Origin of the sequence: Methylocystis sp. H62, from assembly GCF_015709515.1 — a bacterium.
GTDB lineage: Bacteria > Pseudomonadota > Alphaproteobacteria > Rhizobiales > Beijerinckiaceae > Methylocystis.
Map to the genome: position 1 here is coordinate 13436 of NZ_JADNQZ010000033.1, position 14224 is coordinate 27659.

The 14224-nt window shown below is 59.6% G+C and carries 28 protein-coding genes; 18 read left to right on the plus strand and 10 right to left on the minus strand.

All coding sequences use genetic code 11. The features are described from left to right. Positions 1-124 precede the first annotated feature (124 nt). The 5 genes from IYY11_RS01675 (at position 125) to IYY11_RS01695 (ending at position 3130) form a co-directional block, all read left to right on the plus strand. Positions 125-445: an iron-sulfur cluster assembly accessory protein gene (locus IYY11_RS01675; RefSeq protein WP_196402476.1), complete on the plus strand. Its 321-nt coding sequence runs from the start codon at positions 125-127 to the stop codon at positions 443-445. Positions 446-508: 63 nt separating this feature from the next. After that, positions 509-808 (plus strand): NifU family protein, encoded by a 300-nt coding sequence (locus tag IYY11_RS01680; protein ID WP_018406772.1) that lies wholly within the window; start codon positions 509-511, stop codon positions 806-808. Between the two features lie 12 nt (positions 809-820). Then, on the plus strand, positions 821-2008 hold the full coding sequence (gene nifS, locus IYY11_RS01685) for a cysteine desulfurase NifS (protein WP_196402477.1): 1188 nt from the start codon (positions 821-823) through the stop codon (positions 2006-2008). Positions 2009-2045: 37 nt separating this feature from the next. Then, positions 2046-2261 (plus strand): putative nitrogen fixation protein NifT, encoded by a 216-nt coding sequence (gene nifT, locus IYY11_RS01690; protein ID WP_018406774.1) that lies wholly within the window; start codon positions 2046-2048, stop codon positions 2259-2261. Positions 2262-2266: 5 nt separating this feature from the next. After that, on the plus strand, positions 2267-3130 hold the full coding sequence (locus IYY11_RS01695) for an SIR2 family protein (RefSeq protein ID WP_196402478.1): 864 nt from the start codon (positions 2267-2269) through the stop codon (positions 3128-3130). Here the strand turns inward: IYY11_RS01695 and IYY11_RS01700 are convergent. Further along, positions 3127-3423, minus strand: a complete 297-nt coding sequence (locus IYY11_RS01700; protein WP_196402479.1) for a hypothetical protein — start codon at positions 3421-3423, stop codon at positions 3127-3129. The two genes, IYY11_RS01695 and IYY11_RS01700, sit on opposite strands and share 4 nt — an antisense overlap. A 95-nt stretch (positions 3424-3518) precedes the next feature. Here IYY11_RS01700 and IYY11_RS01705 point away from each other — a divergent pair, with 95 nt between their 5' ends. The 7 genes from IYY11_RS01705 to IYY11_RS01735 are packed head-to-tail and all read left to right on the plus strand — an operon-like array spanning position 3519 to position 6526. After that, positions 3519-3821, plus strand: a complete 303-nt coding sequence (locus tag IYY11_RS01705) for a nitrogen fixation protein NifZ (RefSeq protein ID WP_196402480.1) — start codon at positions 3519-3521, stop codon at positions 3819-3821. Positions 3822-3832: 11 nt separating this feature from the next. Beyond that, a complete protein-coding gene (locus tag IYY11_RS01710) occupies positions 3833-4072 on the plus strand; it encodes a nitrogen fixation protein NifZ (protein WP_026222711.1) in 240 nt (79 codons plus the stop codon). Positions 4073-4089: 17 nt separating this feature from the next. Beyond that, positions 4090-4446, plus strand: a complete 357-nt coding sequence (locus tag IYY11_RS01715) for a hypothetical protein (protein WP_196402481.1) — start codon at positions 4090-4092, stop codon at positions 4444-4446. Between the two features lie 22 nt (positions 4447-4468). Beyond that, positions 4469-4735 carry a hypothetical protein gene (locus IYY11_RS01720; protein ID WP_409455207.1) on the plus strand — a complete coding sequence of 89 codons (267 nt, stop codon included), beginning with the start codon at positions 4469-4471 and terminating at the stop codon, positions 4733-4735. After that, entirely contained in the window at positions 4732-5943 is a 1212-nt protein-coding gene (locus tag IYY11_RS01725; RefSeq protein WP_196402482.1) for a DegT/DnrJ/EryC1/StrS aminotransferase family protein, read from the plus strand. Before IYY11_RS01720 ends, IYY11_RS01725 begins: the two co-directional genes overlap by 4 nt. 29 nt (positions 5944-5972) lie before the next feature. Next, a complete protein-coding gene (locus IYY11_RS01730) occupies positions 5973-6281 on the plus strand; it encodes a 2Fe-2S iron-sulfur cluster-binding protein (RefSeq protein WP_109024514.1) in 309 nt (102 codons plus the stop codon). Between the two features lie 14 nt (positions 6282-6295). Further along, positions 6296-6526: a hypothetical protein gene (locus tag IYY11_RS01735; protein WP_196402483.1), complete on the plus strand. Its 231-nt coding sequence runs from the start codon at positions 6296-6298 to the stop codon at positions 6524-6526. 68 nt (positions 6527-6594) lie between these two features. Here IYY11_RS01735 and IYY11_RS01740 read toward each other — a convergent pair whose 3' ends face one another. Then, entirely contained in the window at positions 6595-6870 is a 276-nt protein-coding gene (locus IYY11_RS01740) for an aldehyde dehydrogenase (protein WP_210331191.1), read from the minus strand. Between the two features lie 212 nt (positions 6871-7082). Between IYY11_RS01740 and IYY11_RS01745 the strand changes: the two genes are divergently transcribed. Together IYY11_RS01745 and IYY11_RS01750 are read left to right on the plus strand one after the other, a co-directional pair. Further along, positions 7083-7523, plus strand: a complete 441-nt coding sequence (locus IYY11_RS01745; protein ID WP_196402485.1) for a Rieske 2Fe-2S domain-containing protein — start codon at positions 7083-7085, stop codon at positions 7521-7523. Positions 7524-7540: 17 nt separating this feature from the next. Then, positions 7541-7726 carry a hypothetical protein gene (locus IYY11_RS01750; protein ID WP_196402494.1) on the plus strand — a complete coding sequence of 62 codons (186 nt, stop codon included), beginning with the start codon at positions 7541-7543 and terminating at the stop codon, positions 7724-7726. A gap of 33 nt (positions 7727-7759) precedes the next feature. On the opposite strand, the gene IYY11_RS01755 is transcribed toward IYY11_RS01750, so the two are convergent. Both IYY11_RS01755 and IYY11_RS01760 read right to left on the minus strand, forming a co-directional pair. Then, positions 7760-8026 carry a hypothetical protein gene (locus IYY11_RS01755; protein WP_196402486.1) on the minus strand — a complete coding sequence of 89 codons (267 nt, stop codon included), beginning with the start codon at positions 8024-8026 and terminating at the stop codon, positions 7760-7762. Between the two features lie 24 nt (positions 8027-8050). After that, the gene (locus IYY11_RS01760) at positions 8051-8293 is read right to left on the minus strand and encodes a hypothetical protein (protein WP_196400942.1); all 243 of its coding nucleotides are present in this window, start codon (positions 8291-8293) and stop codon (positions 8051-8053) included. Positions 8294-8481: 188 nt separating this feature from the next. On the opposite strand from IYY11_RS01760, the gene IYY11_RS01765 reads away from it, so the two are divergent. Beyond that, a complete protein-coding gene (locus IYY11_RS01765) occupies positions 8482-8925 on the plus strand; it encodes a hypothetical protein (RefSeq protein ID WP_246719555.1) in 444 nt (147 codons plus the stop codon). A gap of 44 nt (positions 8926-8969) precedes the next feature. On the opposite strand, the gene IYY11_RS01770 is transcribed toward IYY11_RS01765, so the two are convergent. Then, positions 8970-9293 (minus strand): hypothetical protein, encoded by a 324-nt coding sequence (locus IYY11_RS01770; RefSeq protein ID WP_196402488.1) that lies wholly within the window; start codon positions 9291-9293, stop codon positions 8970-8972. A gap of 160 nt (positions 9294-9453) precedes the next feature. Between IYY11_RS01770 and IYY11_RS01775 the strand changes: the two genes are divergently transcribed. Further along, on the plus strand, positions 9454-9882 hold the full coding sequence (locus tag IYY11_RS01775; protein WP_123174926.1) for a Rieske (2Fe-2S) protein: 429 nt from the start codon (positions 9454-9456) through the stop codon (positions 9880-9882). 221 nt (positions 9883-10103) lie between these two features. Here IYY11_RS01775 and IYY11_RS01780 read toward each other — a convergent pair whose 3' ends face one another. Together IYY11_RS01780 and IYY11_RS01785 are read right to left on the minus strand one after the other, a co-directional pair. Then, positions 10104-10817, minus strand: coding sequence for a dienelactone hydrolase family protein (locus IYY11_RS01780; RefSeq protein ID WP_196402489.1), 714 nt, complete (start codon positions 10815-10817; stop codon positions 10104-10106). 140 nt (positions 10818-10957) lie between these two features. Further along, positions 10958-11326 (minus strand): SUF system Fe-S cluster assembly protein, encoded by a 369-nt coding sequence (locus IYY11_RS01785; protein ID WP_124740198.1) that lies wholly within the window; start codon positions 11324-11326, stop codon positions 10958-10960. Between the two features lie 225 nt (positions 11327-11551). Here IYY11_RS01785 and IYY11_RS01790 point away from each other — a divergent pair, with 225 nt between their 5' ends. Beyond that, a complete protein-coding gene (locus IYY11_RS01790) occupies positions 11552-11902 on the plus strand; it encodes a (2Fe-2S) ferredoxin domain-containing protein (protein WP_029652179.1) in 351 nt (116 codons plus the stop codon). 13 nt (positions 11903-11915) lie between these two features. Here IYY11_RS01790 and IYY11_RS01795 read toward each other — a convergent pair whose 3' ends face one another. The 3 genes from IYY11_RS01795 to IYY11_RS01805 are packed head-to-tail and all read right to left on the minus strand — an operon-like array spanning position 11916 to position 13311. Then, a complete protein-coding gene (locus IYY11_RS01795) occupies positions 11916-12356 on the minus strand; it encodes a SufE family protein (protein ID WP_018406793.1) in 441 nt (146 codons plus the stop codon). Continuing rightward, positions 12353-12823, minus strand: a complete 471-nt coding sequence (locus IYY11_RS01800; protein ID WP_196402490.1) for an ankyrin repeat domain-containing protein — start codon at positions 12821-12823, stop codon at positions 12353-12355. The genes IYY11_RS01795 and IYY11_RS01800 overlap by 4 nt, the downstream gene beginning before the upstream one ends. Positions 12824-12879: 56 nt before the next feature. After that, the gene (locus tag IYY11_RS01805; RefSeq protein ID WP_196402491.1) at positions 12880-13311 is read right to left on the minus strand and encodes a response regulator; all 432 of its coding nucleotides are present in this window, start codon (positions 13309-13311) and stop codon (positions 12880-12882) included. A 373-nt stretch (positions 13312-13684) separates the two neighbouring features. On the opposite strand from IYY11_RS01805, the gene IYY11_RS01810 reads away from it, so the two are divergent. After that, a partial coding sequence (locus IYY11_RS01810) for an AAA family ATPase (RefSeq protein WP_196402492.1) occupies positions 13685-14224 on the plus strand: 540 nt, incomplete at its 3' end.

The following is a 14224-nucleotide window of genomic DNA, read 5'->3' on the forward strand; positions in this document are numbered from 1 at the left end:
AATGTGCGAAACGTGACAAAACTGCCCGATAATCCGGGGCTCGTGGGCTGTTTGGCGTGCTATTGTCTCGGCACATGAATTGCTTCGAATGGGCCTAGCCGCATTTGGATACTGGAAGAGCGACATGATCAACCTGACCGACAGCGCCGTTAACGCAGTGCAGACGGCTATTTCCAGCGCCGCCGACCCGGTCGACGGGCTGAGGATCATGGTGGAGGCCGGCGGCTGCGCTGGCTATCAGTACAAAATGGGTCTTGTGCGCGAAGCCAGTCCCGACGACACGGTGATTGAGCGCAGCGGGGTCAAGGTGTTTATTGACAACACCAGCCACGAACTCCTGACAGGCACGACCATCGACTATGTCGTCGCGGTGCAGGGCTCGGGGTTCACCTTCGACAATCCGAACGCGCAATCGAGCTGCTCCTGCGGCAAGTCTTTCGGATAATTCGGCCCGACTTCACAATTCATGAGAGCGCGTCCGCGGGACTGCGTTGCGGAGGACGAAGCTATGTTGCACGACAACCAGAAGAACGAAGAGGCTGGCCAGATCGAAACGGCTCCGTCGCCAGAGCGCGAGCAGGTCATTCGCGCCGTCATCGACGAGATTCGTCCCAATCTGCGCCGCGATGGCGGCGACTGCGAGCTCATCGAAATCTGCGGCAATAAAATCATGGTGCGACTCACGGGGGCTTGCGTGCTCTGCAAGTTGAGCAGCGCGACGCTCGAAGGCATCCAGGCCAAGCTGATCGAAGAGCTTGGCGAATTCGTTCGGCTGGTGCCTGTGCCGGGTGCTGCGGCGCGTCTTTGAGCGAGAGTGTCGATGCGGCGCGTCTATCTCGACAATAACGCGACGACGCGTGCCGACCCTGAGGTCGTGGCGAAGATGCTGCCGTTTTTTAGCGAGGAATTCGGCAACGCCTCGTCATCGCACGGCTTCGGCGTCGAGGTCTCGGGCGCGGTCCGAGAGGCGCGGCGCAGCGTGCAGGCGCTGCTCGGCGCGGCGCATGATCACGAGATCGTGTTCACCTCGGGCGGTACGGAATCGGACAATGCGGCGATCTTGGCCGGGCTCGCGGCGCGCGAGGGTCGCGACGAGATCGTCACCACCGCTGTCGAGCACCCCGCGATCCTGTCGATCGTCGAACATCTTCAAAAGACTCGCGGCGTCACCGTGCATCTCATTGGCGTCGACGCGCGCGGGCGCATCGATCTCGACGCCTTTCGCTCCGTGCTGGGGCCGAAGACCGCGATCGTCTCGGCGATGTGGGCGAACAATGAAACCGGCACGCTGTTTCCCATCGAAGAATTGGCGCGTCTCGCGCATGAGTCAGGCGCTTTATTTCATACCGACGCTGTGCAGGCCGTCGGCAAGATTCCGATCGATTTGAAAACGACGCAGATCGATTTCCTTTCGCTTTCCGGACATAAGCTGCATGGCCCGAAGGGAATTGGCGCGCTCTATGTGCGGAAGGGAACGAAATTCGCTCCGTTCCTTCGCGGGGGCCATCAGGAACGGGCGCGCCGCGGCGGAACGGAGAATACGCCTGGGATCGTGGGACTGGGCGCCGCCGCCGAATTGGCGCGATTGCGCCTGCAGGAAGACGCCGCTTATATCGCGGCCTTGCGTGACAGGCTCGAAGCCGGCGTGACGCAGCGGATCGCCCAGTGTCAGATTTCCGGCGACGTCGACAATCGTCTCGTCAACACGTCCAACATCGCCTTTTCCGACATAGAGGGCGAAGCGATATTGACCCACTTGGATCGCGCCGGCATCGCCGCCTCCACCGGCTCGGCCTGCACCGCGGGATCGACCGAGCCGTCGCACGTGCTGCGCGCGATGAACGTGCCGGAGGAGGCGTTGCATGGCGCGATCCGCTTCTCCCTGTCGCGAGAAAACACGATTGAAGAGATCGACGATGTGCTGGAGACGCTGCCCGGCATCGTCGCCAAGTTAAGGGAAATCGCGCAGGCGTCGCGCCATACGGAAGCGCAGCTGCTCACGAACTAGCGCGGGGCGCAATGACCGCGCCAAAGGAGTCGATGTAATGAAGATCATGATCCGCCGTTCGCCAGAGACCGGCTTGTCGATCTACGTCCCCAAAAAGGACCTGGAAGAGCCGATCGTTGAGACCGAGCACGAAAGTTTGTGGGGCGGCTGGATCAAGATCGCCAACGGCTGGGTTCTCGATCTACCCGAAATGGCGGCCGGCACTTCGCTTCCGATAACGGTTAATGCGCGCAAGCGCGGCGAAGGGGAGTGAACGCGATGAACGCTCCATTTGACAGCTACGTCCTTCTCGAAGGCGAGAAAGCCGAGGAAGTCCTCGGCAAAATTGCCGCTGAGCTGAAGACGGGGACCGTTATTCCCTATATCGGTCCTGGGTTGACGCAGCTCACGCCAACCGAGGTGCCGATGACGCCCGAGACGCTCGCCGCGTTCTTCGGGACAAAGGTGGCGCTGCCAAAACGCGCCAAAGGCAACTGCTGGGCAAGCGCGCAGCACATTGAGAACATGAAGCATCGTTCGACCGTCTCGACGTTAATGTCGCAGGCCTTCAACGACAGCATCGCGCCGACGCCGCTGCATTTCTACCTTGCGTCGCTGCAGCTGCCCATGATCGTCGACAGCTGGTACGACGCGACGATGCGTTCGGCGCTCGAAGGCCGCAGCGACTGGGGCGAGATCCAGGGCATCACCCGCGCCGGCATCGGCGAGGACCGCTGGTACCGGTTCTACGAAGCCGACGGAACGGAATCCACCAAGGAAAAAGCCGACGCCTGGAAAACCGTCCTTTACAAGCCGCATGGCAGCATTGCGCCCGCCAAGAATTTTTTGATCTCTGACGCGGATTACGTCGAGGTGCTGACAGAGATCGACATTCAGACGCCCTTGCCGGAAGCGGTAAAGAATCGCCGGTCCGAGCGCAGCTTCCTGTTTGTCGGCTGTCGGTTCCACGATCAGTTGTTGCGCACGTACGCCCGGCAGATCATGAAGCGCTCGACGACGACGCATCACGCGATCGTCGATCCGGCCGTCCTGACGAAAAACGAGCTAAAGTTTCTCACCATCCAGGGAATCATACCGATCGCGCTTCCTATCGATCGCGCTTGCGAGATCCTGATCCGCTAAGGAATCGGACGCCTGGGCGCGGCGGCGGGCGAGCCTACCAAAGCGCTCGGTGTTTCGTGCGCGTCGGCGGAAGAAGCATGGCCGAAACTGTCGTCGCGCCGCAACTCATAAGCGTCGCCAAACAAATTTCGACGGATGTTGCATTTTTTACATTCATTCTTGAATACCGCGTGTCGCTTGTCAGCAAAGGTACAGGCCGGCAGCCTCTTGTCGGGTGGCCTCTTCACATTGCAGCATGGCACGCATGTTGCCTCTTCTCCGGCAAAGCGACAAACGCCGCTTTGCAGTTCCATCACCCAGTTCGACGGCGCCGACCCAGGTCGATAACCGATTCCCGGCGGCTTGAGCAGCGTGCAACTGCAGGCCGACACCACGGAAGCAGACAGCGATGAGCAACATCGTTCGCGACAGTGAAGTTTGTGAACTGACTGCGCCGCCCATCTTTTCCTTTGGCGAGAAAGTGAAGGCGAAGCGTACGATCCGCAACGACGGGACATACGCCGGCAAGGAGATCGGCGAGGTTCTCGCCAAGAAAGGCGAGGAAGGCTACGTCGTGAGCATCGGCACGTTTCTCCAACAATTCTATATCTACGGGATTGAGTTCACCGAAAGCGGCAATCGGGTCGGCATGAAGCGCAAGGAGCTCGAGTCCGCTAATCCGCGCGATGACGTCGATCTCCCGCTGCCTTGAGGAGTGTGAACGTGTTCGAACCACGAATGCCGAAATATCAATGGGGTCAGCGAGTGAAGACGCTCGTCGATCTGGTCAATGATGGCAGTTATCCCGACGAGAAACCGGAGGCGCTGCTCGTCGCCAACGGCGGTTTGGGCGAAATCGTGCAGGTCGGATCGCATACTGATACGAATACGCCGATCTATCTCGTTGAATTTCCCGACGGCCGTGTCGTCGGTTGTCTCGAGGAAGAGATCGCGCCCTTGTAAGAGGAGCGTTGGCGAGCATGCGATCGACGGTCACGACACTCGGTGGCGCCGCATCGGCTCAGCCGAATGAATTCGACTACAAGCGCATCGTGCGCGCCTTGGAGCAACGGCGGCGCTACCGCTATGTCACGCCAGTCGTGATGAAAACTGCGAACGGCTATCGCATTCAGAGCCCGTGTTGTTCGCGGAATGTCGATCCGGACGGCGGCGTCATCGATATCGCCTTAGTGCTCTTCGACGAGCGCAAAGGCAATTGGCGCCTTCTTCGCAAGGACCATGCAATCGGCGTGTGGGAGCTGGATAGCGAGTTTCCACGTCTTGCTGAGTTGCTCGAACATCTCAAGGAAGACGCCGACCGGCGCTTCTGGCAGTGAGTTCGATCTCGACAGAGGATAGATGATGGCGATCAGCGACGTGGAACTGACGGAGATCGAAAGACTGCTCGGGGCCGAGGCGACGCCGGCGCTTTCGGAGCTGCGCGCCAAATTCTCCCATCTCTCCTGGACGCGCTGTGACGTGTCGGACGTGATCGAAACGCCCTACCGAAGTTTCACGACCTGCGACGTGCATTTGCTCGACGGCGCCGATCATTGCGTGACGGTTACCGACGATCCGGCGCGCGCCACCGGCGTTATCGTCGCCTTTCGGGGGAGTATGCGATGAACGCGCGGGCCGAAGCAGACGATACATTCGAAGCGAAACCGCCAGCGCTCGCTGAGGCTTTGGGCGGCGATCTCATTCCACTTTCGGACCCCGACATCACGCTCGACGACATTGCCGCGGTCGAGGCGGTGCTGCGCTCCAGCCGTCTGTCCAGCGGCCCGGTGATGGAGGCGTTCGAAGCCGCCTTCGCTGCCTATCTCGGACGCAAATACGCCGTGGCTGCGCCAAGCGGCACGATGGGGCTGCTGCTCGCGCTCGACGCCTATGAGATTGGTCCGGGCGATGAAGTGATCGCCTCTCCGCATTCCTTCCGCGAAACCGTGCACGCGATCGCGCTTGCCGGCGCCAAGCCGGTGTTCGCCGACATCGATTACTGGTCGGGCGTCATCGCCACCGGAAAGATCGAGGCGCTGATCACCGACAAAACACGCGCGATCGTGGCGAGCAACACCAACGGCCATCCGGCGCAATGGGCGGAGTTACGCGACATCGCCAATAAGCATCGGCTCGTGCTGCTCGAAGACTCCACCGAAGCAATTGGCTCCAAATACAAGGGTGCGCTTGTCGGCACCTTCGGCGACGCCTCGGTATTCGATTTCTCGCAGCCCGGGCCGCTGATCTGCGGCGAAGGCGGGATGGTGGTCACCGACGACATCGACTTCGCGGTGGCGATGCGACGCTTCCGCGCGCATAGACCGAGCGAGCGCGCGTCGGTAGTGGTGGGCTCCAGCGCGCCCTATCAGGCGGCGATGAGCGACATGAGCGCGGCGCTGGGTTTGGCGCAGCTGCGAAGGCTCGAAGAAATCCTCGAGAAGCGTAAGCTCATCGAGCACTACTACTTCAAACACGTCAAATCCTTCGAAGGCATCAAGGATCCCTTTATCGGGCCGGAAGTCGACGAAGTGCACTGGTTCCTTTACGTCGTTCATCTCGGCACGCGCTTCAGCAAATCCAGCCGCGACTCGATCGTCGAGGATTTGCTTGTCGAAAAGGTGGAAGCCGCCGCCTACAGCAATCCCTTGCATACTCAGCGGCGCTATTTCGACTACGGCTATCGTCGCGGCAGTTTTCTCGTCGCCGAAAAAGTTTCGGACCGCGCCGTCGCGATGCCTTTCCACGTCCATCTGCAAGAGCGCCAAATCGCCTTCATCGTGCAGACGATGAAGGAAGCGTCGATCAATGTCGGCGCCGGCGCCGCCATTTACTAATCGTCTAAATGCCAACCAGGAGTATCGAAATGCCGACCGTAACCATCATGCCCTCCGGAAAGACGGTGGACGCCGCCGAGGGCGCGACCTTGCTGCAGATCATCATGTCGAGCGGCGAAGAGATCAATCACAAGTGCGAAGGAAAGGCGCAATGCGGCTCTTGTCACATCTACGTGCATGAAGGCCGCAAAGGGATTTCGAAGATCGCGCGCGAAGAGAACGAAAGGCTCGACACCATCGTTGGCATCGGCTCGAAGTCGCGTCTGGCGTGCCAGGCGAAGATCCTCGGCACGGAAAACGTCAAGGTCGAACTGCTCGGTTTCGCGTCGGGCTTATAAGGGAGGAGGGAGAAATGTCTTCCGATACTGTCATGCTTCATGTTCGCTTTGGGCCCGACGGCGGCGTCGTTGAAATCAGCGAACGCCCGGCGCCGAATTCCGCGCAGGCCTGGTTCGATTGGGTCAGTCTGAACGTGCCCGACGGCTATCAGGCGCTTTCTGGCGGTCGTGGCGTGTTCCGTATGACGCGCGACAAGCTGGAAGAACTGCGCGCGAGCATCGCCGCCAACAATGCGGCGGCCTGATTCAGCCCATCGCGTCGCGTAAAAGGATCCCTTCCGCGAAGGACGTATTGCGGAAGGGAAGCTTGGTTTCAGGTCAGGAAGGTTTCGGCGAAACGGGCGCGCTTTTCTTCCGTATCGAGTCCCTTCGTAAGGGGCCATTTGTTGTCGTAAAATAGCGAATTGACGGCGCGGCTGATTTCCTTGCCGCGCAAATACCAGCGCACCACGCCATCGGGAAAAATCACCGCGGGGCCGTCTTCGCGATGCACGATGCCGTCTTCGACGCTGATCTGCGTCCCCGCGTAGAGGTAACAGCCGGCAAGTCGCGAAAGATCGTCTTGATTGCGTTCGTCAACCTGGAGCATGACCACTTTTCGCCTCCGCTGATAGCCATCGATTCCTACGACGAAGCAATAATCGCGCTTGGCGCAGGGTTCGGCAAGAATAATGCTTGTTCGCGCCTTGGACGTTGCGCGAGGAAGATTGTTGTCTTTCAGACACTATCGTGCGCCGAAATTTCCGCTCTCGAGCGCGATGCGCCTAGAGGGAGCGGATAGACGACGACGGGGATTTTGGCATGCAGGGCGATGTGAGTCTCTACGTCATTTGCGCGCTCGACAGTCTGGAGCGCGGCCAAGCAGCGCCCTTCAGCCTGTCGCGCGTCACGGACGAAGGAGAAACGCGACCCTTTTCGATTTTTGTCGTTCGGACCGAAAATGACCAATGTGTCGGCTATGTAAACATCTGCCCGCACCAGGGCTCCTGGCTCAACATCGGCGACGGAAGATTCTTCAGCGAGGACGGTCAAAGATTGCGTTGCGGCAGGCACAAGGCCGAATTCGACGTCGAGACGGGTGTGTGCGTCACGGGGCCGTGCGTGGATAAAATGATCGAGCCCGTCGCGCTCGTCGTGATGGATGGCGATGTGTGCCTGTGTGGCGTCAAACTCGCCGAAGAAGAGATTTCCGACGACGACGATCTGGACGAAACGATGGAGATCATGATCCATCCAGGCTGAATGGCGCAGTGGATGACATGTATGAAAGGCGTCCGATGACCGTGGCTGAATTGATCGTGAAATTGGCGGAATTGCCGCAGGAGGCCGTGGTGCTGATCGACAGCGACGGCGGACTTTCTCGCGTCAGCGGACTGGACTTCGTCGAGGGCCAAGGCCCCGGCGCGCCCGCGGAAGTCATCCTCGCGCCGAGCCTCGACGAATAGAGCCTTGCTTCCCGCCGGCGGACGCCGGCGCGTTCACTCGGGGTTCGTTGAAGTTACTCCGTGGAGCGGTATTCCAAAGAATGCCTCGTCGTCGCCGCCCCATGCCTTATGCAGCGCGAAAGCTTCGCGCCACCGGATTTGCTCGGCATCCGTCGCCGCGCGATGCGTCACTTTTCCGGCCGGCTTTTCGGCGAGAAGAAACGCCTTACCGTTGCGCAAGAATCGATTGAGATCCTTGGTGTCGATCGGACGTACGACGCAGCGCGGGTCTTCATCGATGAGAATGGTCGTCGGCAGCATGAGCGCAGCTCCCGTTGCGATGGATCAAAAACCTTCCGCCTTGCTTCCCCAGGGATGCGAACCGGGAACCAGCGACGCCTTGATTCCCGCCTTTTCGATGTCGGCGAGAGTTTTGTAATAGGTGCCTTCATGCATAAGCGCGCCGCTCTTGGTCATGATCGCCACATAGCGCGCCACTGTATCGGCTTCGCATAAATAGCCGCCGCCTGGATCGCTCGTGCTGCGCGCATTGCCATCCCAGTCGATGAAAAAGCCTTCGGCAGCCATGTTCCCTCTCGCGTTGATGTTTGAATCCCTCACGCCGGAGGGCAGCAAGTTTCTTGCCAATGCCTTCACGCCGCAGAGGGAACGAGACTTGCTTGCAAAAGGCACGTTCGCGCGCAAATCATCGAAGCGTACAATCGAAGGAGAAGCAGGTGGCTGACCTCGCGCATAGAAATGCATCGCTTGACGACATGAAAGACCTTTGGGCCTTGATGCGGCAAACGGCTGCCGACATTCCGTGTTCGATCGAGAGCGAAAGCGATCAGGAGCGGGCGCTGACGGAAATCATGAAGTGCTGCACGGCGGAGTTCTCGCCGGTTGTTCTCGATGCGAAGCGCAATGTCGTCGGCGCCTTGCTGGCGCGTCGCGATGAGCTCGATTGGGGTTTGCGCAACGTTGAGACAATCAACGTTTCACTGGCGGCGGTGTCCGCCGACCATCGCGCGACTGGCGCATTTAAAGTGCTGATCGACGCGATATTGAAGCGCAACGCGCCGGTCTATGTCGAAGTGAAACCCGGCGAGACGCAGGGGTTAGCTGCGGAACTCAAAGGCTGCGGCTTCTCCTTGACGAAGACGGAAGACGGCGCAGAGCTCTACAAATGGGAGCCGGTAGTCGAAGCCAAAGCCGCCTGAATATCGCGTTCAAAGCATGGAGCGGGCGCGTCTCGCGCCGCGCTTCAGGCGCCTTCCTCTTGCGCGCCATAGTCGGCGTAGGCTTTTTCGAGCAAGGCGACACAGGTCTTCAGACGCTGATACTCCGCCTTGTCGACCAGGACATTCTCCACATCTGGCGGCGGGTCGGGCGATGGCGGCTTGGCGGCCTGGATCGCCTCGAACATGGCGGCTTGCAGGCGGAAGATGCGCTCGCTGGCGCGTTCGAGATAGGGCAGCGGATTGGCGCGAATATTCGCCTCATGCAGCGCGTCGAGTTCCAGCAATTTGCCGAAGCGCCGCTCCCTGAGGCGGTTCGACAAACCGAAGTCATGTTCGATGACGCTCATGATCGTCGCTCCTGTTGGCCGGATCTTTGGTCAGAAGGCTTGATGGGCTTCAATGCTTTGCTTCGCGGCGCGCAACGCTTGGCTCGTCAATTGCAAAGTTAGGGCGCGTCGCTGAGACAGTGTGGTTTTGCAAGGCGCGCGCCAAACGAGGAGCCGGCGGATGAACGAACTCTATGCGATTTGTCAGACGGGCGAGATCGAGGACGGCGACGCCACCGGCTTTATTCTGATGCGGATCGAGGAGACCGGCGAGCCAAAGCCCTGGCCGATCCTGATCACGCGGAAAGGCAATAATTTCTATGGTTTCGAGAACGCCTGTCCGCATAAGGGCGAGCGTCTCGACTCGGAGGCAGGGCATTTCCTCGACGAAGAGGGGAATTTCCTCACCTGCGGCCATCATCAGGCGCAGTTCGATCTCGACACGGGACATTGCTTCATAGGTCCCTGCCAAGGCAAGAAGTTGCAATCCATTCAAATCGTCATTGACGACGGCGACGTTTGCCTCACCGGCGTGGAGCTCGCGGAGGAGGATGGGCTGGGTCTCGAAGAGCCGGACGAGGCTCCCGAAGTCATGATCACGTCTGACTGACGCAAGACTGCCAGCTTCGATCATGTGTCTTGACGGCGTGTTCGAAAAGGCGCCGCCTTTCTGCCGCGCATCGAGGGCGATGCGCGGAGGTTTGCGATCTCTCAAACCAACCGCGCAACGACGAACCCTTCGTCGCCAATCTCGCAATCAAAAGCTTGTCGGGCGCGGGACGTTGGACAATGGCGCCGCATGCGCCAAGGCGCTTGCGGCGAAGCGCGTCCTCACGCGTCCGGCGGACCCATGTCGTCGCCGCTCTTCTTCTTTTTCTTGTCGACCTTGGCCTGCGCATAGGAGCCGGAGTTCTTCAGCGCGATCGGCTTCTGACCCTCGACATATTGCGAGATCCAAAACAAAGTGCGCTCGCGCGCCGATTGCGCGGCGGCTTCGTTGAAACTCTCCGCGGCATCGAAATTGAAACCGTTGCGGGCCTCGGGATAGGAGAAGGCGCTTACGTCGGGTCGTTGGGCGCGGAATTGGACGATGTCTTCCATCGGCAACGACGGATCATTCTCGGGGAGGTGCAACAGCGTCGGAATTTTCCGCTTCACCCAGCGTTCCTCTGAAATTCCGGCCGGATAATAGCTGATCGCACAGGCGACGTCGCTGAGGCTATTGGCCGAAACATAAGCGAGATAGCCGCCCCAATCATAGCCGACGATCGCCACTTTGCCGACGCCCTTCACGGCGTCGACGGTAGCCTGAATGTCTTGCAGAGCCGTCGTGACGGAAGGACCGTCGCTCTCGCCTTCCTGAGGCGCAAGCGTTGGCGCGATCGCCACATAACCCTCAGCCGCGAAGCTTTCGACTTCCTTTTGGAGATGCGGCGTGACGCCGTAGACGTCCGGCAGCACGACGACGGCGCCCTTGGGAGCCTCGGTGGGTTCGGCTCGATAGGCGGAAAAACTGCGTCCGTCTCCGGAAGTAAGTTCGATCATGACGGCCTCGATGTGCAGGAAGATTACGGAAGCTCTCGAAGAGAGACGGCGGAATCATCTCACGCCTGCACATCCCGTTGCGAATATCATGCCTGCATGACGAGACGCATCATTCGACGCTTAGCCAAGCGACTCTCGGCTCAGGAGTCGAAAAATCCCAATTCCAGCTTGGCTTCGTCGCTCATCATGCTCTGATGCCACGGCGGATCGAACACGAGATTGATTTTTACGCTCGCGACTCCATCGACCGCATCGACAGCCTTCTTTGTCATCCCGACCATTTCGCCGGCGACGGGGCAGCCTGGCGCCGTCAGCGTCATATCGATGTCGATGTCACGTCGATCGATAACGTCGATGCGATAGATCAGTCCCAGATCGTATATGTTCACCGGAATTTCCGGGTCGAACACGGTTCGCAGCGCAAGGACGACTTCTTCATAAAGCGCCTGCGCCTCGGGCGAAGAATCGCTGCGGCCGACGCGACTGTTCGGCTCGGAAAGCTGTGTCATGTCGCTTCGTGGTTCCATCTGAGTATCCTGCGTGGCGCGAGCCGCGTTCGCGACTGCTCCGTTCAAACCAGCAAGTAAGGCGCCAGTCAGCTTTGCTGAGGCTGGACTGAAATTTGCAATCATTCCACGTCCACGGTCCGCGGCGTCATGGTTGAGCGCCTTCGTTTACGAAGCGCATTTCTCACAGAGCGCCGTGTTACATTCCTCACAAAGGCTCGGTGCAGTATGTCGGATACGCCTGAAGAAGAATTTGAGCTGCCTCAACTTTACAAGCGACATGTCTTTGCTTGTTTCACGCAGCGGCCGCCAAACCATCCGCGCGGCAGCTGCGGCTCGCTCGGCGCGCAGCCGCTTTGGGATCGGCTCGGCAAGCGCGTTGAAGCCGACGGCGGCGGCGAGATCGGATTCACCTCCGCGGGGTGCATGGGCTTTTGCTCGGCCGGGCCTTTGATGGTGGTTTATCCGGAGGGCGTCTGGTATCGGCCGACGACGGCCGAAGACATTGACGAGATCTACGACTCGCATCTCAAGGGCGGCAAGCGCGTCGATCGCCTGGTGATGATTTTGTCGCGCTAGCGCTCCCGAGCGTTCAAGACACCGCGCTGGAGGCCGCGAGCAACTCGCGCGCCTCCGCGTGGATGCGCCCAACCATCGACTTGAAGCCGTTGGAGCGCTGCGGCGTCAGATGTTCGCGTAGGCCAAGACGCTCGAATAACGCGACAGGATCCGCTTTCAGGATTTCCGCGCCGGTCTTGCCGGAGCAGAGCGCCAGCAAGATTGCAACGAGGCCGCGGACAATATGCGCGTCGCTGTCGCCGCGGATCATCAACGCCGGTTCGCCGCCATTTGCATCGGAAATCGTCGTCGCCAGCCAGACTTGGCTGGCGCAGCCCGAGACTTTATTCTGATCGTTCTTCAACGCGTCCGGAAGCGGCTCGAGCATTTTGCCAAGTTCGATGACATAGCGGTAGCGGTCTTCCCAATCGTCGAGCAGCGAGAAGTTTTCGATGATGTCGTCGATCGTCGTCATGTTTCGATCATTCCTTCAGCTTTGAGCCGATCGCGGCGCTGGCGGGAGGCGACGCGCAATACGTTCAGGCATTCGATGTTCGAGGCCAGATCAAGCGCCGAAAATCCGTCGACGTTCTCTTCGAGGGGATCTGCGCCAAGTTCGAGCAAGAGCGTCACGACCGCCGTCTTACCCGCCGACGCCGCATAGATCAGCGCCGTCGAGCCGTCGGGATTGCGATGGTGAACGTTGGTTCCGGCGGCGGAAAGCAACTCGATGGCCTCCACGCTGTCCTGCTTGCACGCCAACCAAACCGCGTTGTTGCCGTCGCGCGTCATCGCGTCGAGATTCCCGCCCTCTGCAATGATTTCGCGCAACGCTTCGACGTTCGCCTCCGCCGCCGCTCGAAGAAGCGGCGTGAGGCCATCGGCGCCGACGGCGTTCACGCCTTCCGTCGGAAAGCCTTGCATCGTCAACCATTGCGCCAACTGCGGGGTAATGCCGTCACTCCATCGCAGCGCCGACGAGACGTCGGCGTATTGAATTAAAGTAGCCCCAATTGCACGAGCGGCTTGGCGCCGCCACGCCCGAGCACCGTGTCAACCTTCTCCCGCACATTCTCGATCTTCAGCGGTTTCACCAATATGCCGTGCGCGCCATGTTTCATGGCGTCCACTGCAACCGCCTCGTCGGCTTTATCGCAGACGATCAATATGCGCACGCCGGCGAAACGCTCCGCCAGTTCGTTGAGGATCGACACGCCATTGCTCTTTAGAAAGGAAGCTCCGAGCAAAACGACATCCGGCTTCAGCCAGCCGACGCCCTTATCATAGGCTTCCTGGATGCTGGCGATTTCGTGGGTTTCGATCTCGTCATGCAGCATGAACTGAAGCGCGGCGCGCACGATCTCGTCTTCGTCGAGGACGAACACCCGCCGTTGATCGACCGCCTTCGCGGTTTCGACGCCAATCTGCATCCCTGCTCCTTTCGATTACGCCGCCAAATGCCGTGCGGATATAATGAAGCAAGCTCCGTTCCAAATGTTGGGGATCAACGAGGGCGTGCCATGTTCTGTTCACAACAAATGTCGTGACTGTCGGCTTCCCTCACATAAACGGGCGTTGTGGGCTGCGCTCATCGATTGATCAAATCACAATAAAACAAGCGACTAGCAACAATTGCCGCACTGGCATGGCGGTTGCTACCAGTTGAGCGCGAGTGAGGGCTGAACGCACGCCTACGTTACGCCGAGCGATGTGTTCCTTCCCTTAACCCGCGACCAGTTTCTGATGCATAGGAACTGCCCAGCATCTCTGGGTAGCTGTCGAAGGGCTCAAGAGGAGACAGACATGTCGTCACTACGGCAAATCGCATTTTATGGCAAAGGGGGCATCGGCAAGTCGACGACGTCCCAGAACACGCTCGCCGCTCTGGCCGAGCTGGGTCATCGCATTTTGATCGTCGGCTGCGATCCGAAGGCGGACTCGACGCGCCTCATCCTGCACGCCAAGGCGCAGGACACCATCCTGAGCCTCGCCGCCAATGCAGGCAGCGTCGAGGATCTGGAAATCGAAGAAGTGATGAAGGTCGGCTATCTCAACATTCGTTGCGTTGAGTCGGGCGGACCGGAGCCTGGAGTTGGCTGCGCGGGCCGCGGCGTCATCACCTCGATCAACTTCCTCGAGGAAAACGGCGCTTACGAAGACATCGACTATGTGTCCTACGATGTTCTCGGCGACGTGGTCTGCGGCGGTTTCGCCATGCCGATCCGTGAGAACAAGGCGCAGGAAATCTACATCGTCATGTCCGGCGAGATGATGGCCATGTATGCCGGCAACAACATCTCCAAGGGCATTTTGAAATACGCCAATTCCGGCGGCGTGCGCCTG

Coding starts and splice junctions, on each gene's coding strand:
- IYY11_RS01675 (WP_196402476.1), top strand. CDS start 125: ATGATCAACCTGACCGACAGCGCCGTTAACGCAGTGCAGACGGCTATT.
- IYY11_RS01680 (WP_018406772.1), top strand. CDS start 509: ATGTTGCACGACAACCAGAAGAACGAAGAGGCTGGCCAGATCGAAACG.
- nifS (WP_196402477.1), top strand. CDS start 821: ATGCGGCGCGTCTATCTCGACAATAACGCGACGACGCGTGCCGACCCT.
- nifT (WP_018406774.1), top strand. CDS start 2,046: ATGAAGATCATGATCCGCCGTTCGCCAGAGACCGGCTTGTCGATCTAC.
- IYY11_RS01695 (WP_196402478.1), top strand. CDS start 2,267: ATGAACGCTCCATTTGACAGCTACGTCCTTCTCGAAGGCGAGAAAGCC.
- IYY11_RS01700 (WP_196402479.1), bottom strand. CDS start 3,423: ATGGAACTGCAAAGCGGCGTTTGTCGCTTTGCCGGAGAAGAGGCAACA.
- IYY11_RS01705 (WP_196402480.1), top strand. CDS start 3,519: ATGAGCAACATCGTTCGCGACAGTGAAGTTTGTGAACTGACTGCGCCG.
- IYY11_RS01715 (WP_196402481.1), top strand. CDS start 4,090: ATGCGATCGACGGTCACGACACTCGGTGGCGCCGCATCGGCTCAGCCG.
- IYY11_RS01720 (WP_409455207.1), top strand. CDS start 4,469: ATGATGGCGATCAGCGACGTGGAACTGACGGAGATCGAAAGACTGCTC.
- IYY11_RS01725 (WP_196402482.1), top strand. CDS start 4,732: ATGAACGCGCGGGCCGAAGCAGACGATACATTCGAAGCGAAACCGCCA.
- IYY11_RS01730 (WP_109024514.1), top strand. CDS start 5,973: ATGCCGACCGTAACCATCATGCCCTCCGGAAAGACGGTGGACGCCGCC.
- IYY11_RS01735 (WP_196402483.1), top strand. CDS start 6,296: ATGTCTTCCGATACTGTCATGCTTCATGTTCGCTTTGGGCCCGACGGC.
- IYY11_RS01740 (WP_210331191.1), bottom strand. CDS start 6,870: ATGCTCCAGGTTGACGAACGCAATCAAGACGATCTTTCGCGACTTGCC.
- IYY11_RS01745 (WP_196402485.1), top strand. CDS start 7,083: ATGCAGGGCGATGTGAGTCTCTACGTCATTTGCGCGCTCGACAGTCTG.
- IYY11_RS01750 (WP_196402494.1), top strand. CDS start 7,541: ATGTATGAAAGGCGTCCGATGACCGTGGCTGAATTGATCGTGAAATTG.
- IYY11_RS01755 (WP_196402486.1), bottom strand. CDS start 8,026: ATGCTGCCGACGACCATTCTCATCGATGAAGACCCGCGCTGCGTCGTA.
- IYY11_RS01760 (WP_196400942.1), bottom strand. CDS start 8,293: ATGGCTGCCGAAGGCTTTTTCATCGACTGGGATGGCAATGCGCGCAGC.
- IYY11_RS01765 (WP_246719555.1), top strand. CDS start 8,482: ATGAAAGACCTTTGGGCCTTGATGCGGCAAACGGCTGCCGACATTCCG.
- IYY11_RS01770 (WP_196402488.1), bottom strand. CDS start 9,293: ATGAGCGTCATCGAACATGACTTCGGTTTGTCGAACCGCCTCAGGGAG.
- IYY11_RS01775 (WP_123174926.1), top strand. CDS start 9,454: ATGAACGAACTCTATGCGATTTGTCAGACGGGCGAGATCGAGGACGGC.
- IYY11_RS01780 (WP_196402489.1), bottom strand. CDS start 10,817: ATGATCGAACTTACTTCCGGAGACGGACGCAGTTTTTCCGCCTATCGA.
- IYY11_RS01785 (WP_124740198.1), bottom strand. CDS start 11,326: ATGACACAGCTTTCCGAGCCGAACAGTCGCGTCGGCCGCAGCGATTCT.
- IYY11_RS01790 (WP_029652179.1), top strand. CDS start 11,552: ATGTCGGATACGCCTGAAGAAGAATTTGAGCTGCCTCAACTTTACAAG.
- IYY11_RS01795 (WP_018406793.1), bottom strand. CDS start 12,356: ATGACGACGATCGACGACATCATCGAAAACTTCTCGCTGCTCGACGAT.
- IYY11_RS01805 (WP_196402491.1), bottom strand. CDS start 13,311: ATGCAGATTGGCGTCGAAACCGCGAAGGCGGTCGATCAACGGCGGGTG.